Source organism: Anaerobacillus alkalidiazotrophicus, assembly GCF_001866055.1.
On sequence record NZ_MLQS01000030.1, the window covers coordinates 167522 to 188316 of the forward strand.

General features: G+C 34.1%; 23 protein-coding genes. 14 read left to right on the plus strand and 9 right to left on the minus strand.

The genetic code is table 11. The features are described from left to right. Window positions 1-51 precede the first annotated feature (51 nt). Window positions 52-1329 carry a sensor histidine kinase gene (locus BKP45_RS16915; protein ID WP_071389773.1) on the plus strand — a complete coding sequence of 426 codons (1278 nt, stop codon included), beginning with the start codon at window positions 52-54 and terminating at the stop codon, window positions 1327-1329. Between the two features lie 326 nt (window positions 1330-1655). Continuing rightward, window positions 1656-2936: an ATP-binding protein gene (locus tag BKP45_RS16920; RefSeq protein ID WP_071389774.1), complete on the plus strand. Its 1281-nt coding sequence runs from the start codon at window positions 1656-1658 to the stop codon at window positions 2934-2936. Between the two features lie 67 nt (window positions 2937-3003). Here the strand turns inward: BKP45_RS16920 and BKP45_RS16925 are convergent, their stop codons facing one another. Then, window positions 3004-3408 carry a hypothetical protein gene (locus BKP45_RS16925; RefSeq protein WP_071389775.1) on the minus strand — a complete coding sequence of 135 codons (405 nt, stop codon included), beginning with the start codon at window positions 3406-3408 and terminating at the stop codon, window positions 3004-3006. A gap of 221 nt (window positions 3409-3629) precedes the next feature. On the opposite strand from BKP45_RS16925, the gene trhA reads away from it, so the two are divergent. Continuing rightward, window positions 3630-4265, plus strand: a complete 636-nt coding sequence (trhA, locus tag BKP45_RS16930) for a PAQR family membrane homeostasis protein TrhA (RefSeq protein WP_071389776.1) — start codon at window positions 3630-3632, stop codon at window positions 4263-4265. An 82-nt stretch (window positions 4266-4347) separates the two neighbouring features. Here trhA and BKP45_RS21805 read toward each other — a convergent pair whose 3' ends face one another. Together BKP45_RS21805 and BKP45_RS16935 are read right to left on the minus strand one after the other, a co-directional pair. Further along, window positions 4348-4452: a YjcZ family sporulation protein gene (locus tag BKP45_RS21805; protein WP_084787854.1), complete on the minus strand. Its 105-nt coding sequence runs from the start codon at window positions 4450-4452 to the stop codon at window positions 4348-4350. Window positions 4453-4884: 432 nt separating this feature from the next. After that, a complete protein-coding gene (locus tag BKP45_RS16935) occupies window positions 4885-5988 on the minus strand; it encodes an alanine racemase (RefSeq protein WP_245747443.1) in 1104 nt (367 codons plus the stop codon). Window positions 5989-6326: 338 nt separating this feature from the next. On the opposite strand from BKP45_RS16935, the gene BKP45_RS16940 reads away from it, so the two are divergent. The 3 genes from BKP45_RS16940 to BKP45_RS16945 all read left to right on the plus strand — a co-directional run bounded on the left by BKP45_RS16940 (window position 6327) and on the right by BKP45_RS16945 (window position 8261). After that, on the plus strand, window positions 6327-6662 hold the full coding sequence (locus BKP45_RS16940; protein ID WP_071389777.1) for a DedA family protein: 336 nt from the start codon (window positions 6327-6329) through the stop codon (window positions 6660-6662). Next, window positions 6643-6882, plus strand: coding sequence for a DedA family protein (locus BKP45_RS23600; protein WP_407639595.1), 240 nt, complete (start codon window positions 6643-6645; stop codon window positions 6880-6882). The genes BKP45_RS16940 and BKP45_RS23600 overlap by 20 nt, the downstream gene beginning before the upstream one ends. A 236-nt stretch (window positions 6883-7118) precedes the next feature. Then, window positions 7119-8261, plus strand: a complete 1143-nt coding sequence (locus BKP45_RS16945; protein WP_071390141.1) for a thiolase family protein — start codon at window positions 7119-7121, stop codon at window positions 8259-8261. 65 nt (window positions 8262-8326) lie between these two features. On the opposite strand, the gene BKP45_RS16950 is transcribed toward BKP45_RS16945, so the two are convergent. Continuing rightward, entirely contained in the window at window positions 8327-9226 is a 900-nt protein-coding gene (locus BKP45_RS16950) for a polysaccharide deacetylase family protein (RefSeq protein WP_245747445.1), read from the minus strand. Window positions 9227-10085: 859 nt separating this feature from the next. On the opposite strand from BKP45_RS16950, the gene BKP45_RS22235 reads away from it, so the two are divergent. The 6 genes from BKP45_RS22235 (at window position 10086) to BKP45_RS16965 (ending at window position 13035) form a co-directional block, all read left to right on the plus strand. Continuing rightward, entirely contained in the window at window positions 10086-10283 is a 198-nt protein-coding gene (locus tag BKP45_RS22235; RefSeq protein WP_139193813.1) for a hypothetical protein, read from the plus strand. 1107 nt (window positions 10284-11390) lie between these two features. Beyond that, window positions 11391-11984 (plus strand): molybdenum cofactor guanylyltransferase, encoded by a 594-nt coding sequence (gene mobA, locus BKP45_RS16960; protein ID WP_071389779.1) that lies wholly within the window; start codon window positions 11391-11393, stop codon window positions 11982-11984. Between the two features lie 34 nt (window positions 11985-12018). Continuing rightward, window positions 12019-12192, plus strand: coding sequence for a hypothetical protein (locus BKP45_RS22695; protein ID WP_169824100.1), 174 nt, complete (start codon window positions 12019-12021; stop codon window positions 12190-12192). Beyond that, entirely contained in the window at window positions 12158-12403 is a 246-nt protein-coding gene (locus BKP45_RS21810; protein WP_084787856.1) for a hypothetical protein, read from the plus strand. The genes BKP45_RS22695 and BKP45_RS21810 overlap by 35 nt, the downstream gene beginning before the upstream one ends. A 192-nt stretch (window positions 12404-12595) precedes the next feature. Further along, a complete protein-coding gene (locus tag BKP45_RS23110; RefSeq protein WP_084787916.1) occupies window positions 12596-12706 on the plus strand; it encodes a substrate-binding domain-containing protein in 111 nt (36 codons plus the stop codon). Window positions 12707-12825: 119 nt separating this feature from the next. After that, window positions 12826-13035: a twin-arginine translocase TatA/TatE family subunit gene (locus tag BKP45_RS16965; RefSeq protein ID WP_071389780.1), complete on the plus strand. Its 210-nt coding sequence runs from the start codon at window positions 12826-12828 to the stop codon at window positions 13033-13035. 310 nt (window positions 13036-13345) lie between these two features. Here BKP45_RS16965 and cspD read toward each other — a convergent pair whose 3' ends face one another. Then, a complete protein-coding gene (cspD, locus tag BKP45_RS16970; protein ID WP_071389781.1) occupies window positions 13346-13543 on the minus strand; it encodes a cold-shock protein CspD in 198 nt (65 codons plus the stop codon). A gap of 477 nt (window positions 13544-14020) precedes the next feature. On the opposite strand from cspD, the gene BKP45_RS16975 reads away from it, so the two are divergent. Together BKP45_RS16975 and ytkD are read left to right on the plus strand one after the other, a co-directional pair. Further along, window positions 14021-15217: an MFS transporter gene (locus BKP45_RS16975; protein ID WP_071389782.1), complete on the plus strand. Its 1197-nt coding sequence runs from the start codon at window positions 14021-14023 to the stop codon at window positions 15215-15217. Window positions 15218-15309: 92 nt separating this feature from the next. Beyond that, window positions 15310-15813 carry an RNA deprotection pyrophosphohydrolase gene (gene ytkD, locus BKP45_RS16980; RefSeq protein WP_245747447.1) on the plus strand — a complete coding sequence of 168 codons (504 nt, stop codon included), beginning with the start codon at window positions 15310-15312 and terminating at the stop codon, window positions 15811-15813. Window positions 15814-16181: 368 nt separating this feature from the next. On the opposite strand, the gene BKP45_RS16985 is transcribed toward ytkD, so the two are convergent. The 4 genes from BKP45_RS16985 to pckA form a co-directional block, all read right to left on the minus strand. After that, complete coding sequence (locus tag BKP45_RS16985; protein WP_407639597.1) at window positions 16182-16937, minus strand: ABC transporter permease; 756 nt, start codon at window positions 16935-16937, stop codon at window positions 16182-16184. 43 nt (window positions 16938-16980) lie between these two features. Beyond that, a complete protein-coding gene (locus tag BKP45_RS16990; protein ID WP_071389784.1) occupies window positions 16981-17745 on the minus strand; it encodes an ABC transporter ATP-binding protein in 765 nt (254 codons plus the stop codon). Between the two features lie 91 nt (window positions 17746-17836). Further along, window positions 17837-18784: an ABC transporter substrate-binding protein gene (locus BKP45_RS16995; protein WP_245747464.1), complete on the minus strand. Its 948-nt coding sequence runs from the start codon at window positions 18782-18784 to the stop codon at window positions 17837-17839. Between the two features lie 307 nt (window positions 18785-19091). Next, window positions 19092-20669 carry a phosphoenolpyruvate carboxykinase (ATP) gene (pckA, locus tag BKP45_RS17000; RefSeq protein WP_071389786.1) on the minus strand — a complete coding sequence of 526 codons (1578 nt, stop codon included), beginning with the start codon at window positions 20667-20669 and terminating at the stop codon, window positions 19092-19094. Window positions 20670-20795 lie beyond the last annotated feature (126 nt).

Genomic DNA, 20795 nt, shown 5'->3' on the forward strand with positions numbered 1-20795 from the left:
TTGTTTTCTTATATTTTCCTTATTTACTAAGTTTATAAAGGTGGTGATTGGTTGGTTAATTTACTATTAAATGTTCTTACCATTTTAATAGGAGTATTCATATATTATATCTTTGTTTTTAATAAACAGGTTCATGATAAATATCAAAAACCTCTCATCGGCTTCGTGGCAATTGTTAGTATTGTGCTCTGTATGATATTTCCTGCTGAAAATATCAATGACTATCTTTATGATTTAAGAGTAATCCCTTTTATTATCGGGGCTATTTATGGTGGCAGAAATGTGGGAGGGGTCCTTTTAGTTGCTTTTATCCTGTCACAATACATACTTATTGGTAGCGGTACCGGGTTTTATTTAACAATTTTTCAGGGTCTTTTATTACTGATTTTCACACATATTGTAAGCCCTAATTTTAAAAGTTATAGCATACGAAAAAAACATCTAATAGGATTAGCATTCTTGTTAGTAAGTTGGATAGTAAATGTCTTAAATCATTTCTTTTTCATGCCGCATACGTTAGATTATTATTTCTTATCAATATTAATCTTCCATTCTGTTACTCTGCTTTTAACTTATTCATTGGTCATTCATATTATTGAATACATTAGACAAAATCAAAAAATGCAAGAAGAAATAAATGAAATAGAAAAACTAAGAGTTATAAGTGAACTTGCTGCTAGTGTTTCACATGAAGTACGCAATCCACTTACTGTAACGAAAGGCTTTCTACAATTGTTAAAGGATAATGAAATTACCTACGACAAGAGAAAAGAGTATTTAGATTATTCTTTATGTGAACTAGATCGAGCTAAGGCCATTATTACAGGTTATTTAACATATGCCAAACCTTCTAATGGGAACGCACTAACAAGTATAGAGGTTTCTCGGGAAATAGACAAAGTCTTTCAGGTGCTGATGCCGTATGCGCTTATGCGAGGAGTAGAACTTTCTGTAGAAAATATAATGGAAGTTTATGTCATTGGTGATCCCAAAAAGTTTCAACAATGTATTGTAAACATTGTAAAAAATGCAATTGAGGCAATGAACGAGGGTGGAAAAGTGATTGTCAATACAAAACTAAAGCACCAAACGTTAATTCTTTCAATTCAAGACTTTGGTGAAGGGATGTCGAAGCAAGAAATTTCATTACTCGGTTTACCATTTTATTCAACAAAGGAAACTGGAACTGGTCTTGGTATAATGGTTGCCTATAGTATTATTAAATCAATGGGATGGAAAGTAGAAATAAAAAGTAGAGAAAGTGTTGGAACTACTTTTTTCTTGGAAATCCCATTATCTAATTCGAATAGTAAAAGTTATATTAGCTGAGTTAATTTCATAATTACCTAAATGGAGCTACATAAGTCTAAATGTTGTTGAATGAAGACCGTTTCCAACAACATTTAGTATCAGAGTAGCGAACAATTATGAAATTCATTAAGCTAAGTAAATATACAATAAAAGTTCCGTCATTCTTGCTACTAGGCGATTATATATAATTGTGTAGGTTTGATCATAACTAGATAAAGAGTTATCTAGCTTGCTTTTGGTAATTATGAAATTTACTTAATTAAAAGTTAAGCGAATTTTCTTACTGAATTAAGATATCCATTAAATAAAACATCGGATGGATCTGACTGTGAGGGTTAATGATAATGAATTTTCTGCTTTTAAATGTATTGATTATATTACTATGTGTGTTTATTTATACTATCTTTTTCTTAAACTCAAAAATGGAGATCACAAACCGGAAAGTTATCTTAGTCGTAATATCAGGTGTTGGAACTGTACTTTGTATGTCATTTCCGTTTAGTGATATTTATGGTCATTACTATGATTTACGCTTAATTCCATTTATGTTAGGAGCGTTATATGGTGGAAGAGCTGTTGGCTTATCAGTGTTTCTTATCATGATTTTTTATCGCTATTTCATAGATGTAGGTAGCGGATTTTACTTAGCTGTTGCCCAAGGATTTATTTTATTAGTACTCACCTATTTCTTTAGTCCTCAATTTAAACAATATGTTTTTAAGAAAAAATTAGCTTTTACCTCAAGTATCACTCTTTTATTAATAGTTATGACTTTTTCTATTAACATTTTTCTTATACCTAGTAAATTAGATCAACACCACTTTAGTGTTCTATTAAACTATTCAATTGTATTATTCCTAACATTTTTCTTAGTTATCTATATGATTGAATATATACTTCGTAATCGGAAAATAGCGCTAGAATTTTCTGAATCAGAAAGACTCCGTGTAGTTAGTGAGCTAGCAGCAAGTGTTTCTCATGAAGTAAAAAATCCGTTAACAGTAACCAGAGGTTTTATTCAATTGTTGTATGAAAGAGATTTGGATCAAAACAAAAAAGAAGAGTATATTGATTTTTCACTTCAAGAGCTAGATCGAGCGCAAGAAATTATTTCTGATTATTTAACATTTGCTAATCCAACTGAGAAGAATATGTTTATTTCAATAAATGTGAATAAAGAAATAGAATATTTAATTCAAGTTATGACTCCGTTTGCATTAACAAATAAGATTAAATTAATATTTGAAGAAAGTTCTGATTGTTACTTAATAGGAGATAAGCAAAAGTTTCGTCAATGCTTAATGAACATAGTTAAAAATGGTATCGAAGCAATTCCAAATGGAGAAGGTGGCGAGATTACCATAAGTGTTAAAATGTTGGAGCGTGAAATCATTATTAGTATTAAGGATAATGGTATCGGTATGTCTCACCAACAGCTCAAAAAACTGGGATTGCCATATCATTCTACAAAAGAAAAAGGAACAGGACTAGGTACAGTCGTAGTATACAATGTGGTTAAGGCTATGGGTGGCCTAGTTCAAGTTGAAAGTGAAAAAGGAAAAGGAACGACATTTACGTTAATATTTTCGAACATCAATGAAAAAGCACCACACACAAATAAGTGAATGGAGCTTTAGTTTTTACATTACGCAAAAGCAGCTGCTCGTGACCAAGGCGCTTGCGCTTTTCTTGTTAAAAGTTATGCCAATTTGACATAAACCAAAACGTACCTATTGTGATAATGATGTAACCGAACCCAATCGTTGAGATCTTTCTTAAATGTTTTTGTTGTGCTTCTATATCTTTTTCTAATTGATATAGTTTTAGTCGTTTAGAGAATATTCCTAGAAAAGCTCCAATTACTAGCACTAATATAACTGAAATCCATACACGTAAAGAAGTGTAATCTGGAAAAATAATAAATCCTGTAATTAGAGATACAAATAAAGCTAAGTTAGCGAGCATAACAAGAATTTTCCATAGCTTTGGTGTTGGTAGCTGTTGTTTCGTTCTGCTTTTTACAAAAGCGATAATTGGCAGTGGGAAAAGTATTAAAAATAATATTGAAATAAGTTGATGAGCTATTAATAATAACATAAGTGCGTACCTCCTATAATTCTCACATGAACATACAATATCAATATAGTCAAAGAGAATCAAATTTAATGCATAAAAGAAAAACAAACGCGAGGGTTAATTATTTTTGTAAATTTCTCACCAATCGTTTAATGTTATAATAAAATATATATATTAATACGAATTCACCTATAAAATTTGGTAAACATAAAAGTTAGAATATTGTTTGAAAGGAGTTAAACATGGCAACTACACATAGATATTCAAAAGGTGAGGAAATTGCAAACGCCATAAGTCATGGGGTTGGGATCGTATTTAGTATTTCTGCATTAACATTGTTGATTGTGTTTGCTTCTATCGAGGGGGCAGTTTCAAGTATAATTAGCTTTACTGTTTACGGAGTGACGATGGTACTATTATATGTATCATCCACATTACTTCACGCATTCCCAGAAGGTAAGGTGAAAAATCTTTTTGAAATTTTTGACCATTCCTCTATTTATTTGTTTATTGCAGGCTCTTATACCCCGATCTTAGTAAATGTTATTGGTGGCAAATTGGGTTATTCATTACTCGCTTTACTCTGGTCTATTGCTGGAATAGGTATTGTTTTTAAAGTATTTTTTGTTCGCCGTTTTTTATATACATCTACTCTTTTGTATATTTTGATGGGTTGGTTGATTGTCTTTGCATGGCAACCGCTTGTGAAGAATTTTCATGATATTGGTGTTATTTTGTTAATTATTGGTGGACTATTATATACAGTCGGTGCTTTATTTTATATGTTTCGTTGGTTCCCTTTTCATCATATGGTATGGCACATTTTTGTTTTAGCAGGTACAGTTGTACACTTTTTGGCGATATTATTATTTGCATAGGGTACATCGGTTAGTAAGTAAATATAATAAAAAATAAGAGCGTTCAAAGTGAAATTTGAACGCTCTTATTCGACATTCCTAGTTAGTATTTAACAAATGCAGCGCCAATGATAACTAGTAAGATGAACAGAACTAGAATTAACGTAAAATCAGTGATTGGCTTAGGGGCTGGTGGGTAATAACTCATGTAATTCACCACCTTTCATTATGGTTAGTACATACTATGCAAGGCATTTTAGAAAGATATGGATAAAAGTACTGTAAGTAGAGAAATGTATTTTTGTGTAATAGATGATTGTATTTTATCCCACTCTTAAGGGGCAGTGAGACCTCCACTGACGTAAATTGGAAAAAGTTGGCTAACTAAGGCATAGCTAGCTTCTTTAGACTAGGTTTGCTAAGTTTTTTTATCCCACTCTTAAGGGGCAAGTAAGACCCCCACCTCAAAACTTAAGAAAATCGAGAAGTTTAGGTGGGGGATAAACTGCCCCTAAAGGTCCGATATAGAATAACTTTCATCAGTGAAAGCTGATGATTAGTTATTCTTATGCCTGTGGTATAAGTTGAACTAACAATCAGTGGGGGATGAAGGAAAACCCCCACTGATTGAAGTTCAGCTTTATTTCATTTTGCCACGCGCATCGACTAACCATTCATCGACGATTAATCCGTTATGATGCACAATGTAATGATCAAAAAGGTTAGCTACGGCACAAGAATGGTTTGGAATAATTTGAACTTTATCAGTAAGTTTTAATGAAGTTTTGCTAGAAAGAGTACCGACACCGTGTTCCTCTGATAGTCGCGCAAGAGTAACTTCAGGGTAATTAATGATCGAACCATATCCAACAACACTCTTGTTTCCATGAGCCCCTTGATCCAGTGATAAAGCTTTACTACCTGTATCAAAAATAATCCGTTCCTTCTTACAACTAACGACTGATGCAAGGATGGTTAATGCACATCGAGATGGAGTGGTTACACCTAAGCCGACCTGACACATATCAAAAAAGGCGGCGTTTCCAGGACGGATTTCTGTTATCCCTTTTATTTTTGCACCAAATTTAAATGTCGGTGTAGAACCTATGCTACGATGTTTGATAGGTATATTTACTTCTTCACATGCCTTTGCACTTTGTAACACAACTTTAGCTTCAGCCGTAGCAATGGCTTTAACTTCCTCTAGTGAACTTGCAGCATAAGAATGCCCTGCATGTGTAAAAATACCTGTTAATGTTAGGTTAGGTAATTTTGTAATAGCTGTAGCTAACTCGACGACTTCCTCAACCTCAATACCACAACGGTTTAGTCCGGAATTTATTTTGATCCAAACCTCTAGTCGCTTTCTTCCTACAAATGCTTTATTTACAAGAATAGCTTGCTCAATTGAATCTATAGCAATGGTCGTTTCTGTTTTTTCTGCCAAAGATTGCAGACGTTGTAGTTTACGAGAGTTAGAAAGAGGGTAGGCAATTAAGATATTAGTAATTCCTGCTTCAGCCATTATTTCGGCCTCTTCAAGCTTTGCTACTGTTATTCCACAAGCTCCTTTAGCCATCTGCATTTTAGCAATTTGGATACTTTTATGAGTTTTTATGTGCGGTCGCCACTTGATGTTGTTTGTTTTAGCGATGGTGCTAATTTCATTTACGTTTTGTTCAAGTTTAGTTAGGTCAAGTAACATGGCTGGAGTATCTAACGAAAAAATTGATTTATTTTTCAAGATTTATCACCTCATAAGTTCATTAGATTATATTTTTTTATGAAAGTATAGATTCTTAAAGTAGCTTCATTTTCTACAGAATGCACCACTTTCCCTTGGCGAAAAGTAACTAGTGATGCATTCTATTGCTTATCCTAGTGATCAAGACTGCATACGTATTTAGAAAAAGACAATTTTATTTACTATGTGCCTATCCACCATTTACAATGGATATTAATGGAACTTCTAATTTATTATTGGAATGACAAATTTAAAGAGTCCCAATTATAAGAAAAACGAAGCGAATCATAATCGGTTTGTGATTAGTTAAGTTTTTCTAATAGGGAGTAGATGGCCAAATGGAGATAGATGTTTTAAAGAATTTATTAAATGAACTCGGTTATTTTGGTGTTTTTTTATGGTTATGGTTAGGAATGCTTGGTATACCAGTTCCGAATGAAGTGGTCGTAGCATCAATAGGTTATTTGTCAACTACACCTTTATTAAAAATAGAGAAAGTTATTATTATTGGTTATTTAGGGTTAATATCTAGTTTAACTACTAGCTATCTACTAGGTAGAATCGTAGGAAAACGGTTTGTGAGATACTTTTCTATAAAGCCTGGATCAAAATCCTCACTCCGTAAAGCTTCCAAATTTAATAAAAAAATATCATGTGTATTCTTTAATCATTAGCTATTTTATACCTGGTGTACGTAATTTTGTCCCATTTTTATATGGTATGATGCGGCATTCTTATTTAAGGTTTGCTCTACTTTCCTATTTTACAGCTTTTGTTTGGTTTAGTCTCTTTTTTTATTTAGGAATGATCACTGGTCAAAATAGTGATAGTTCAACCTTTGTCACTATATCAGCATTAATAATTCTTATATTAGGATTTTTATCCCACTCTTAAGGGGCAAGTAAGACCCCCACCTCAAAACTTAAGAAAATCGAGAAGTTTAGGTGGGGGATAAACTGCCCCTAAAGGTCCGATATAGAATAACTAACAATCAGTGGGGGATGAAGGAAAACCCCCACTGATTGAAGTTCAGCTTTATTTGTTAACTGGATTAAACGAAAAAAAGAGTCGAAGAACAGTTACATGGGTGAAGTTGTAAATTGAAAAATCTTGTAGGGAGGGGTGAAATGGTGAGAGAAGCAGTCATCGTTCAAGCGGTACGAACACCAATTGGTCGGAGAAATGGGATATTAAGTAGTATACGCCCAGATGAAATGTTATCTCTTGTTCTTAGTGAGGTTGTAAAAAGGGCAGGAATTAGTAAGAAAGAAATAGATGATGTCATTTGTGGCTGTGTTACTCAGTGTAGTGAGCAAGCAGCTAATATTGCTAGGATAGCTGCGCTTATCGCTGGTTTTCCTAAAGAAGTTCCTGGAGTAACGATCGATAGACAGTGTGGTTCTAGCGAACAAGCTATTCATTTTGCAGCGCAAGCAATTCTTAGTGGCGACATGGATGTCGTTATTGCTTCAGGTGTAGAGAGTATGTCAAGGGTGCCGATGTTTTCACAGTTTCAAGGTCGTAAAGAAAGTAAAAGGCTTTCTGACCAATATGAAATGGTACATCAAGGTTTGTCAGCTGAACGAATTGCCGACAATTGGAACTTGAGCCGTCAACAATTAGATGAATTTGCATTGAGTAGTCACCAAAAAGCAATAAGGGCGAGAGAAAAGTTTAAACAAGAAATGATGCCATTGGACATTGAAGTTAATGGTGAAAAACATCGTGTAACTGAGGATGAAGGTCCAAGGGATAACACTTCTTTAGCCAAACTATCTAATTTAAAAACCCCATTTTTAGAGAATGGGAGAATAACAGCTGGTAATGCTAGTCAAATCAGTGATGGTGCAGCAGCAATTTTAATTATGTCAAAAGAAAAAGCCTTACAGTTAGGAGTGAAAGGAAAATTTCGAATTGTAGCTCGAACCGTAGTCGGTTCAGATCCTACTTTAATGCTAACAGGTCCAATTTTTGCGACAAAAAAGGTATTACAAAAAGCAGGGTTAACCTTGAAAGATATTGACTTATTTGAAATAAACGAAGCTTTTGCGTCTGTGCCTTTAGTGTGTGAAAAAGAATTAGGGATTAATAGGGATAAGATAAATGTAAACGGTGGTGCAATAGCATTAGGACATCCTCTTGGTGCTACAGGAGCAAGAATGATGACAACGTTATGCCATGAATTAGAAAGAAGTGGCTTGCGGTATGGACTTACAGCTATTTGTGAAGGATATGGAATGGCCAATGCGACTATTATTGAACGTATTAAGTGAACTACTAAATAAGACACCCATAAGTTGAATGGGTGTCTTATTATAATCGAAGATTATGTTTCTTTCTATTCACTAAGCTTAAATCCTTCATCAAGGGTAACGAAAGTAAATCCTTGCTCTTTTAATAAAGGAATGGCTAATTTCACACCCTCTGTTGTTCCCTTTAAAGGCTGATTCATATGTAACAAAGCTATTGATCCGGGTTTTGATGACAGTAAGGCTTCTTTGACTTGGTTTGCTGAATAGGTAGCTCCAGCATCACCAAGAATGTCATAGTTTACAACTTTCATCCCCAAATCTTCAACAATTTGAACAGCTATTTCATCATAAAAAGCTGTACCAGAACGGAAATAACGAACTTTTAGACCTGTAAGTTCGTATATTTTTTTATAATTATTGATCACTTCGTCAATCACCTCATGGACACTCGATGTTGCATTAATTCCCCAAGCAGTTCCACCTTTAATTGATAAAGGTCGATGATTAGTCCCGTGGTTTTCAATTTGAAATTGTTTAAGGTTTGCCAAATAAAGAAATTCCTCCAAGTTATTGTTAATCCACCGACTATTAATAAATAATGTAGCAGGAATTCCTTCGTCCACTAAAAAGTTGATTAGTTCCTTATCGTAGTCACTTCCCCATTCCCCACCACATGCATCAAACGTTAATGCTATGACTTTTTCCTGCGTTGGTAGTCTATGTATAACGCCAGAAACATTTTCGCCCCATTGCTTTGGCTCCGGATACTGTTGGGCATTAATTTGCATAATTTTTTCTTCTAGCAAATAAAAACTATTATTTTCTAGAAAAGAGATACTCAAAGGTACATTAATTAATAATTTACTTCTCATTATATGGTGATGATCGTCAGCCAAGGTTATTCTTTCTTTTTGAAAAAGAAAAAAAGCGAAACTCCCAGCGACAATAATATTGACCATTAGTATCAAAGTAATTTTCCTTACCACTATTTTTTACCACCTTTATGAGTATGTTTGACCTATTAATACTATAAATTAAAGTTGTGTAAAAATATACAAAGTTTTATTTGTGATAAAGTCAATTTATATCATGTGAAATAATTTGTGAAGGTTATAACGCTGTTGTTATATAGATATAGTTATTTAGGTGCGTAGGTAAGACCGACTGATTGTAAAGTTTTAAAATTTCTCTTTTGTAAGGTTATATTTCTTTTCTAGAAAAATTATCTTGAGAAAGTACCTGTTGTAACAAAGTGTTCACAGGAAGTGATGAAAATCACAGAATCTAAGCTGACGTTAATGGTACTCTTTTAACTGTTAGATGAGATAGCTCGTTACTTGTGATTTTTTGAACTATCAGAAAGTATAAAATTTTATGGATGATAGTATAAGAAAAGCTAAGGCTTTCGCCATTAAGACCCCGCGATAAGCCAAGCTTTTCTAACATAATCAGAATTTATCCCACTCTTAAGGGGCAGTAAGTTAAACTAACAATCAGTGGGGGACGAAGGAAAACCCCCACTGATTGAAGTTCAGCTTTATAAATTTCCAACTTGGAAACTGTCTTGCGCAAGCAGCCTACGAGCTCGGTCACTTTAGTCAAGCAACTGACTTCAGTTACCTCTTGAAATCCTTCGTTGATTAACTTCATGCAGCTTTGCTCCTGCGATTACTCGTCGCACGGAAAACAACTGCTCCTGCGATTACTCGTCGCACGGAAAACAACTGCTCCTGCGATTACTCGTCGCACAAAACACTGCTTCGAGGAAGCTTACTACGAAGCAGTACTTGAAGACGCAGAAGCACGTAAGAAGCCAAAGAACGGCTTCTGTCAAAGGCCGCCCCAGTGAAGCTACTACTTGAATTACTTCGAAGCGGCTTTGCGAAGAGCAAACGGAGTGGCACACGAGCAGCTGCTCGTGACCAAGGCGCTTGCGCTTTTCTTGTCCAAGAGTCTGGGGAGACTTATAAAATAAACGATACTCATAACGTGAAAATTAAAAATAATAGGTTTTTGGAAGAAACTTGGCTCCTTACATTGTGACACTAGAAAAATAGGAAAGTTTCAAGTTCAAATTCTTCTTAATTAAAATTTTCATGAAGGGGCTTTGTTCTTTATTGGTGAATACGGAACAAAAGAGAACGGTTACATTTAGTTTGGTTTCAATGAACGTTTAGGGGAGTATTGATGATCCGAAAATATTGTCCGGATGAGTTTCCAATAACGCTATATTTAGATTTAATCAAACTGATTTGAACTTAAGGGTCATAGACCCCCACCTCTAAGCGTAGCGTAGGTGGGAACTTCCATTCAGGTGGAGTTGAGACTCCATCTGAATTTCCGATGTTCTAGCGAAGCTAGAACGAGTTCTCTTGGCGACATATCAACTAGCAGAACAGGACTTGTAGATTAGACAGTCGGTTTCTTACGTACGCCAGTAAGTGATAAATCTGATATTAGCATTTTGGTAGCTGTAGTTGTGGGTCGTATCTTTTTATGTATTATCCATTGAAACTCTAAAGTATCTTAAGGAATGATAAAAAGTGATGTACCGGTTAAATACGCCAAAGAGCATTATGGAAATTCGTATGATGAATTAGTAACAAAAAGTTGAAATTAAAGAAGTAAAATCTCAGAATAGCAATAAGGGAGGCGTAATGCTTTCCCTCATCTTATCGAATAAAGGAAACAAAAACAGAAAGCTGTCCCCACTAGTGGACAGCTATTTTTTTCTAATTTTAAATTTCATTTTGAACAGGATCAACTATAACGATGCGTTGTATATATGAACTCAACAACAAACTCCCAAATTATATAAACCTTCAAACATTCATTTCTGCGAAACAAACAGGATGGATGAAGCAATTAGATAAGTCAGAAGTTGTAGAAATAAAGTCAAATATTGAAAAAAGTCTCCAATCATTGCTCGAGTAAAAATGAACGTTTATGATGGGAATATAAAGGATAGATCATAGAATTAACAGATTTTTTAGGAGAACAAGATGAGAACATCGAAAATGGTGTGAATAAATTAAAGAAAATGGCTTTGTTTTATCGAAGGAAAATGAAGGATTCAAGAATTAAGATAGAAAGTGTACTCATTGTATCGTCACAGTAAAACATTTTTATTTAAGAAAGAGGTGTGCTTCTTTGAAGGCAGGGGCAGTAATATTAGCAGGTGGAAAGTCGAGTCGCATGGGGAAAAATAAAGCCCTTTTACAAATTAATGGAATTACGACTATTGAAAGAACAAAAAATAGTTTGAGAGAAGTATTTGATGACATTCTTTTAGTTGCTAACGATGCTGAAAAATATCGATTTTTGAATGTCCCAATTACAAAAGATAAAGTAATAGATAAAGGGCCACTTGCAGGAATACATGCTGGATTACTTACAGCTAACCATGATACGAACGTTTTTGTAGCTTGCGATATGCCTTTCATTTCTTCAAAGTTAGCAAAATTGTTAGTAGAGTTAAGTGATGGATATGATGCAGTTGTTCCGGTAATAAACGGTGAACAACATCCTTTGTTCGCTGTCTATAAAAGATCTATTATAAGAGTGATAGAAAATTGTTTTGAAACTAAACAATTAAGAATTAAGTCACTGCTCAATCAAGTTAATGTAAAATACGTGACAGAAGATCAATTGAAAAATAAAGAAATTGATAAACTTGAACAAGTTTTCTATAATATGAATCATCCTTTTGAATATGAAAAAGCAAAGATAATCGCAAAACAATAGCAACTCTCATAGGAAAAAGGAAGGATGGTTAATAATGCAATATTTCACTGTGAAAACAGTAGAGGAAACGTATAAACAAATTAAAGAATTAGTAAAATCAGTTCAGGAAACTGAGGAAATGCCGTTAGAAAGTTCTCTTCACCGTATAGTAGCTGAAGATGTAGTTTCTACAGGTGGTCAAGGAAATAGAAACAGTCCCAACGAGTGATGCGTTAGGAAGGGTAACGGCATTACCGGTTTTTGTTAATCTTTCAATGCCTCATTACCATGCATCCGCTATGGACGGTATTGCTGTCCGTGCAGAAGATACATATGTAGCCCATGAACAAAGGCCTCTTCTTTTTGTAAAAGCTCTTCTTTTGCAAGGTGTCTCGGTTTATCTTCACTTTACGCTTTATTTCACTTCCACTCAGAAGTAGAAATAGAACTTTACAAATCATCTGAGGATATTAAAAAGGCTATTCTTTTTACAGGGAGTCATGATTTATCGATTGACATTATTTCTACTTTATTGAAAAAGACTGAAGGAAGCAGGCAAATTAACTCTTCGCATGGTGGGAGTTTAGCACGGGTAATGGCAATAAAAAAAAGGAGAAGCTCATGTAACCGGAATTCATCTTCTAGATCCTGAAACAGGGACATATAATCTACCGTGCGTGGAAAAATATTTAGCGAAAGAAGAGGTAGTAGTTATTCCATTTTTAAAACGACAGCAAGGTTGAATTGTTGCAAAAGGAAACCCACTTCAAATTAAAACTGTAGGAGACATAGTAGAAACATAAAGTAGTACGGTATATGGAGCCTAATTTTTTATAAATTAAAATTAGTGAGGAGGATTAACATGTTAAGCAATATAGGAATTCCGGGGTTAATATTAATCTTAGTGATTGCACTAGTTATTTTTGGACCGAAGAAGCTTCCTGAAATTGGTAGGGCTATGGGTCAAACACTAAAAGAATTTAAGAAATCAACTAGAGAATTAACGAGTGAATTTGAAGATGACGATAAAAAAAGTAAAACCTCTGAAAAATTAGAGAATGCAGAGAAGTAAGAATCAATAGTTGAAATCGTTTATTTTAATATGTTTTAACTGACAGGATAACTACAAAGATAGTAGAGAAAAAGAGGTTGACTGAAAATCAAATATGGGCTCTTTTGAGATCAACCTCTCCTTTTTCATATATAAAAAAATATTATAATAAAGAAAATTAAATCTATAAAAATAATAAGAAGGAGAGTGTCCTTAGGCTTGCTTTTGGAAACCCTCCTTCGTTTTACTTGAAACGCGATTAGTGAATTAAGCTAGTATAATTAAACTTTTAGGTACAGGTATTGTGACTGTACTTTGTTAAGTTTGTTCTTTATAGTTTCTCAACATTTACTGCTTGTGGTCCACGATTGCCTGTTTCAACCTCAAAGCTTACAGATTGTCCTTCTTCTAACGTTTTAAAGCCGTCTCCTTGAATTGCAGAAAAATGAACAAATACATCATCTTGTCCTTCCACTTCAATAAATCCAAAGCCTTTTTCTGCATTAAACCATTTAACTTTACCTTGCATAAAAAATTTCCTCCTAAATAGTTACCTAAAATTTATTTCCATTTACTTATTCTTTATTTAGTAAAGAACTTTAACTTGATTTAAATCCAAATAATGAATATTATCATTCATTATTTTGCCACTAAGATACTTTATCTACTTACGTTGTACCGCTCGTAACTTGATATAGTTTTATGTGGCATAGTTTTGATAATTGTGACATGTACTCAAGTAAATGGACATTGATAATTTTCCCATATATAAGAAATATATTCATTTTATTTTATGACATTTATAATTAAACCAACCTTCGCTACGTATCATTCTATGGCGCAACTGGATGTCGTATGACAGATTTAGATTATCCTAAATATATTTTTGATAATGGCCTTTATTTGTTTAAGAATAGATTTTTTTATTTCTAAAATAATAAGACAAGGATTATTACTTCATTGAACCCAGTACCATACTTTTAATGTGAAGCGGGGCGAGGTTATTATGGCAGAGAAAAAAACATGGGATCTTGTGTCCTTGGCTTCAATTCCCTTAGTAATGACGTTAGGGAATTCAATGTTGATTCCTGTCCTTCCAACTATAGAGAAAGAATTACAAATTACTTCTCTACAAGTTAGTTTGATTATTACTGTATATTCAGTCGTTGCTATTGTCTTAATTCCAATTGCAGGTTATTTATCTGATCAATATGGAAGAAAACGAATCATTATACCGAGTTTAATTATCGCTGCTTTAGGTGGTTTGATTTCTGGGTGGTCTGCATGGCAATTGAAAGATGCTTATGGGGCAATCATAGTTGGTAGGCTACTTCAAGGGGTAGGGGCAGCTGGAGCCGCACCTATAGTCATGCCGTTAGTGGGCGATCTTTATCAAAATGAAAGTGATGTAAGTAACGGTCTAGGTGTTATTGAAACAGCAAATACATTTGGGAAAGTCTTGAGCCCAATACTAGGGGCAATTCTAGCTGCTTCAGTGTGGTTTATGCCATTTTTTGCTTTCCCTGTGTTTTGTTTGATTTCAATTTTTATGATGATCTTTCTAGTGAAAACACCTCCGTTATCAATTATCCCTCCAAAAATAGACGTATTTTTCAGATCATTAAAGTACATTTTTAAAAATGAGGGTCGTTGGTTATATGCAGTCTTTGCGATAGGCTGTATCTGTATGTTTGTTCTTTTTGGTGTTTTATTTTACCTATCAACAATGTTAGAAGAACAGCACAACATTGAAGGAATTAAAAAAGGGATCATCCTTGCGATCCCGCTAGCTGCTCTCTGTTTTTCTTCTTATATTACAGGGAAAGGTATCGGTAAGGAAAAACAACGTATGAAGGTAGTTACTACTGTTGGTTTACTAATTCTAACAATTGCAAATTTTTCCGTTGCTTTTACAAAAGATATTTATGTATTACTAACGGCGATGTTTGCTTCTGGCTTAGGAATTGGATTTGCCTTGCCAAGTTTAGATGCTCTGGTTACAGAAGGAATAGAAAAGGGAGAAAGAGGTACAATTACGTCTGTTTATAGTAGTATGCGATTTGTTGGTGTAGCATTAGGCCCACCTATTGTAGCTATTATTATGAAGGTTTCTCATTTTATTTTATTTGTTATTATTACATTCATTAGCTTAATAGCCGTTTTAATATCAATAATTTTTATTAAACCATCAGAGGATGATTAAAATGAGATACATAACTTCTAAAATAGGGAAGCCGATTAGATATGCATTTTTCTTTTAACTGTGTATAATAAAGGAAAATTAGGGAGATTGGAGTGTCATTAGAAACGTTGCTTAATCAAACATTTTCATTTGTCGACTATTACAAAAATACAGTAGAACTTTCATTTGTACCTAATGCATTCTCTAAAAATCCAAAGCACGTTTGGATTATTTGTCAATTTAACAATAAATGGCTTCTAACTTGTCATGAAGAACGAGGATTTGAATTTCCAGGTGGGAAAGTAGAGGAAGGGGAAACTGCAGATCAAGCTGCTGTTCGTGAAGTTTACGAAGAAACAGGTGGAATTATAAAAAAAATACTCAAATTAGGTCAATATAAAGTTACAGCTAAACATGAAATAGTCATTAAAGATGTTTACTATGCACAAATTGACCGTTTAGAAAAAAGAGAGCATTACTTTGAAACTAAGGGTCCTACTTTATTTAACGACCTTCCTGAGAATATTCGAGAAAATAAACAATTTAGCTTTTTAATGAAAGACGGTGTTCTCACCCATTGTTTAGATATAATAAAAAAGAAAGAACTTAGTTTTTAACTGAGTGAATTTCATCTTAACTTAAATGGAGCTACTTAATTCTAAATGTTATTGGAAACGGTCTTTATCCAATAACATTTAGTATCAGAGTAGCAAAAATAAACAATTATGAAATTCATTAAACTATGTAGCTTCTTACCGTGGAGAATTATATTGGGAAAAAATTATAATGACACCAAATCTGTTATTTTGATAAATGTCTAAATAATTGATGTTTTCCGACAGAGCATCCGCTATTTAGTCTTGAGATAGCTATTTTTTATGGGTTTGATTAAATAGTGATCTTGTGTCTGCGAAAGTATAAAAACGCACAAATGTGCGTTTTTATGCTAATATGGTCTCGTGACCTAAGGGTTTGCATCTTCTATTTATCGCTGAAGTTGTTTCATTAATTTTCGTTCTAATAACTCAACACCTTGATACATAACTGTTGCGAGTATTGCTATAACTAACAAGCTTAGTATGACTAAATTGAAGTTGAATACTTGGAAACCGTAAATTATCATATAACCTAATCCTTTTTTAGAGACAAGAAATTCTCCTACAATGACACCGACCCAAGAAAGTCCCACATTTACTTTTAATGTTGAGACTATTGTTGGTAACGTAGCTGGTAAAATGACAGATTGAAACGATTGAGATTTAGTTGCTCCAAAGGTCTGCACAACTTTTAAATAGTTCTCATCTACATTTTTAAATCCATTATAAACGACTAGGGTCGTAATAATAACCGAAATTAAAGCACCCATAGCAATAATCGAAGAATACCCTGGCCCAAGACCAACAATTAAAATAGGGCCAAGAGCAATTTTAGGCATAGAGTTTAATACTACAAGGTAGGGGTCAAGAACGCGCGAAACAAACGGAGACCACCATAATATCGCGGCTAACATAGTTCCTATAAATGTTCCAAGAATAAAACCTGCAATCGTTTCGAGTAAAGTCACAGATAAATGAGTAAATAAAGAACCATCTATTATTTTCTCAATGAAAAGTTTCCAAACCCGTGAAGGCATACTAAATAATAAAGGATCTATCCACCGTAGCCTGGAAGCAGTTTCCCAAATAGCAAAAAATGAGACTAAAATGCTTAATTGAACAACCTTTATTTTAATTTTTTCAATACGTTTATTTTGCTTATATTCTTCATGGAGTTTAGATACTGAATTACTCAAGGCTCTCCAACTCCTTCCATATTAGTTGAAAGAGCTCATTAAATCTTGGATGATTTCTTGCTTGGAATGGCATTAAAACTCTTAGCTCTTGAGGGATTTCAAATATTTGATAAATAGTCCCAGGGCGTGCTGATAATAGTACAATCCGATCTGACATGGCAATTGCTTCCCCAATGTCATGGGTAACTAATATTGCTGTTTTTTTCTGCTCTTTAATAGTATGAGAAACGAGATCTTCAAGCTTTAGTTTTGTCTGATAATCTAGTGCTGAAAAAGGTTCATCTAATAAAAGAAGAGTTGGTTGTGTTGCAAGCATACGAACTAAAGCAACACGTTGTCTCATCCCCCCAGATAATTGACTAGGGAAATCATTTTTTTTATCTATTAACCTCATTTTATCTAGTAACGACAATGCGTGTTCCTTTGTATCTTGCGTAAGTTTTTTCATAGTTTTTAAACCGATTGTAATATTTTGCTCGATTGTTAACCAAGGAAATAAATAGTCTTGCTGAAGCATATAACCAGTTTTTGGTGATGGACGCAAGATTTGCTGCCCCTCAATAATAATCTCTCCATTTGTCGGTTGAATGAGGCCTGCAATTAAAGATAATAATGTTGTCTTGCCACAGCCACTTGGACCGATGATAGAAATAAATTCCCCATTATCAATAGAGAGTGTAATATCTTTGAGGGCGGTTGTTGCGGTTTCTTGTGAAAAAAAAGTTTTATCTACATTGTTAATATTTACAATAGACACAGCAAAACCTCCCTTTTTGTGTACATTTACTATGAATTGAATCGCAAAGGGTCATTAAGTCGACTCTTGCAATACTCTTACCTCTACAAAGCTATTCCATTACCTTATCAGCAAATTTTGTATTTACTAATTTTTCATATTCAACTTTCATTGGTAGCTCCCCAGCTTGATCCATGATTTGTTGTAGATTCTCCCAAGCTTCTTCTTTAATTCTAGGTGTTGTTGCGTAAGAGCCTTGAGATTTATAGTTATGAACCACGTTTTCAATTATTTCTATATCAGTATCGCTGAAAAATGGTTGAATTGACCTCGCTATTTCTTCATTTGAGCTTGACTCTACCCATTGTTGTGCTTTATATAATGCTCTTGTAAATCGTTCAATAACATCACGATTGTTTTTAATAAAACTTTCCTTTGCCATAAAACCAGTGTAAGGTACTGTACCAGATTCTATTCCAAATGAGGCCACTATGTGACCAATCCCATCTAGTTCAAATTGTGTAGCTGTTGGTTCAAATAATTGAACATAGTCTCCAGTTCCGGAAGCAAAGGCGCTAGGGATATTACCGAAGTCGATGTTTTGGATTAAATTTAAGTCTCTATGAGGGTCGATTCCGTGTTTTCTTAAAACGTGTTCCCCAACCATTTGAGGCATTCCACCAATGCGTTGACCGAGAAATGTACTGCCTTTTAACATTTCCCAGTCAAAGTTACTAATTTTTTCTCTAGAGACAAGGAATGTTCCATCTTGCTGAGTAAGTGCAGCAAAGTTAATTGCAGGATCATTCGCTTCTTGAGCATAGACATAAATAGAAGTCTCTGCTCCGACTAGTGCGATGTCCGCACCTCCCGCAAGAAGTGTTGTCATTGTATTATCGCCACCCCAAGTAGTTGTTAAGTCTACTTTAATCCCTTCTTCCTCAAAAAAACCTTCAGAAATAGCTACATATTGTGGAGCGTAAAAAATTGAACGTGTCACCTCTGCTAAGCGAACGGTATCTGTATCATCATCGGATGAACACCCTACAAAAAATAACATTGAAACAGCGGTCAAAAGTATTAAGAAAATTTTACTACTACCTTTCATTATTAATTCCTCCTGAAAAACGTATTTATTTTATGTGATACTATATGTTAATCCGCCCAGAAGTGTGTGTAGAGCAATAGAAAAAGTGACTATTTCGTTAGTACTAGAGTAAATTTCAAAATGACCAAAATCAATCCGCATAATCTAGTTATAAACGGTTTAACGTAACTTAAAAATAGAAAATTAGTGGTGAGAATAATTATGAAACTTTCTAAAATAAAAAAACACGCTAGAAAAATTATAGCGTGTTAGGAAAATATTAAACTTTAGGTCCAGCGTTTATAATACGTTCTGAAACCTTGTCAAACTTTTTAAAGTTTTCTTGGAACTTACGTGCAAGTTCTTTTGCTTTTGTGTCGTAAGCATTTTTATCTAACCATGTTTCTCTAGGTTGGAGTATTTCATCTGGAACGCCTGGACAATGGATAGGAATACATAATCCAAAAATAGGGTCAATAATCGTTTCAACATTGTTCAACTCTCCGTGGAGTGCAGCACGTACCATTGCTCGTGTGTAAGGTAACCTCATACGCTTACCGATACCGTATTCTCCGCCAAACCAACCTGTATTTACTAAGAACACTTTAATATCATGTTGGTTAATTTTTTCTTCCAACATTTTTGCATAGTAGTAGGCAGAGAGCGGAAGAAAGGGTGATGCGAAGCAAGGAGAGAAAGTAGCTTCTGGTTTTGTAACACCTCGTTCAGTTCCTGCTACTTTACTTGTATACCCAGATAAGAAGTGGTACATGGCTTGATCCTTTGTTAATTTACTAATAGGTGGTAATACGCCAAATGCATCGGCAGTTAAGAAAATAATTGTATTAGGTTGCCCCGCGACACTTGGAATAATAGAGTTAGGGATAAGCTCAAGTGGATAAGCTACACGGGTGTTTTCAGTTAGTTGTGTATCATCGTAGATGGGCTTTCTATTTTCATCTAGGACAACATTTTCTAATACTGATCCAAACCTGATAGCATTGTAGATTTGTGGTTCTTTTGTTTCGGAAAGGTTTATACACTTGGCATAACAACCGCCCTCAATATTAAAGATGCCAGTATGTGACCAACCGTGTTCATCATCACCAATTAAATGACGCTCTAAATCAGCAGATAAAGTCGTTTTTCCAGTACCTGATAAGCCGAAGAATAAGGTAATATCACCTTCACTCCCTACATTTGCTGAACAATGCATAGAGAGAATATTTTTTTTAGGTAACAAATAATTCATGACCGTAAAAATCGATTTTTTTATCTCTCCAGCATATTCAGTCCCACCAATTAAAATAATACGTTTTTCAAATGAAATAATAATAAACGTTTCTGAAACAGTTCCATCAATTTTAGGGTTAGCTTTAAACCCTGGTGCCGATATGATTGTAAACTCGCTTTTGTGGCTTACTAATTCTTCTTTTCTAGGGCGAATAAATAATTGACGAGCAAAAAGATTGTGCCAAGCCAATTCGTTAATAACTAAGATTGGTAAACGGTACCCTTTATCTGCGCTAGCAAAGTTTTTCGATATATATATTTCATCTTTATTTTCTAAATAGGAGAGGACTTTTTTTAAAAGATTTTCAAAAACTTCTCTACTTATAGGTTGGTTTATAGAACTCCAATTAAGATCTTTAATAGAAGCTTCTTTTACAAAATATTTGTCTTTTGGAGATCTTCCAGTATAGTTTCCAGTTGTTGTTTGTAGAGCGCCACTAGATGTTAAAACACCTTCTTTTCTTTCGAGAGCTTTCTCTACTAATTGTGAAACAGGTAAATTGTTACATACATTTTTTCCTTTTATTATTTTGTCTAATTCTAGTTCAAAATTAAATGTACTCATACTTACCAAGACCCTTCCTCAAATTAAAGTTATCCAATAGTTATATTTACTATTATATAATAGCTCTTAGAAAATTCTACTAATAAACATCATGAAATAAAAAGTTGTGGTAATTAATATCCTTCG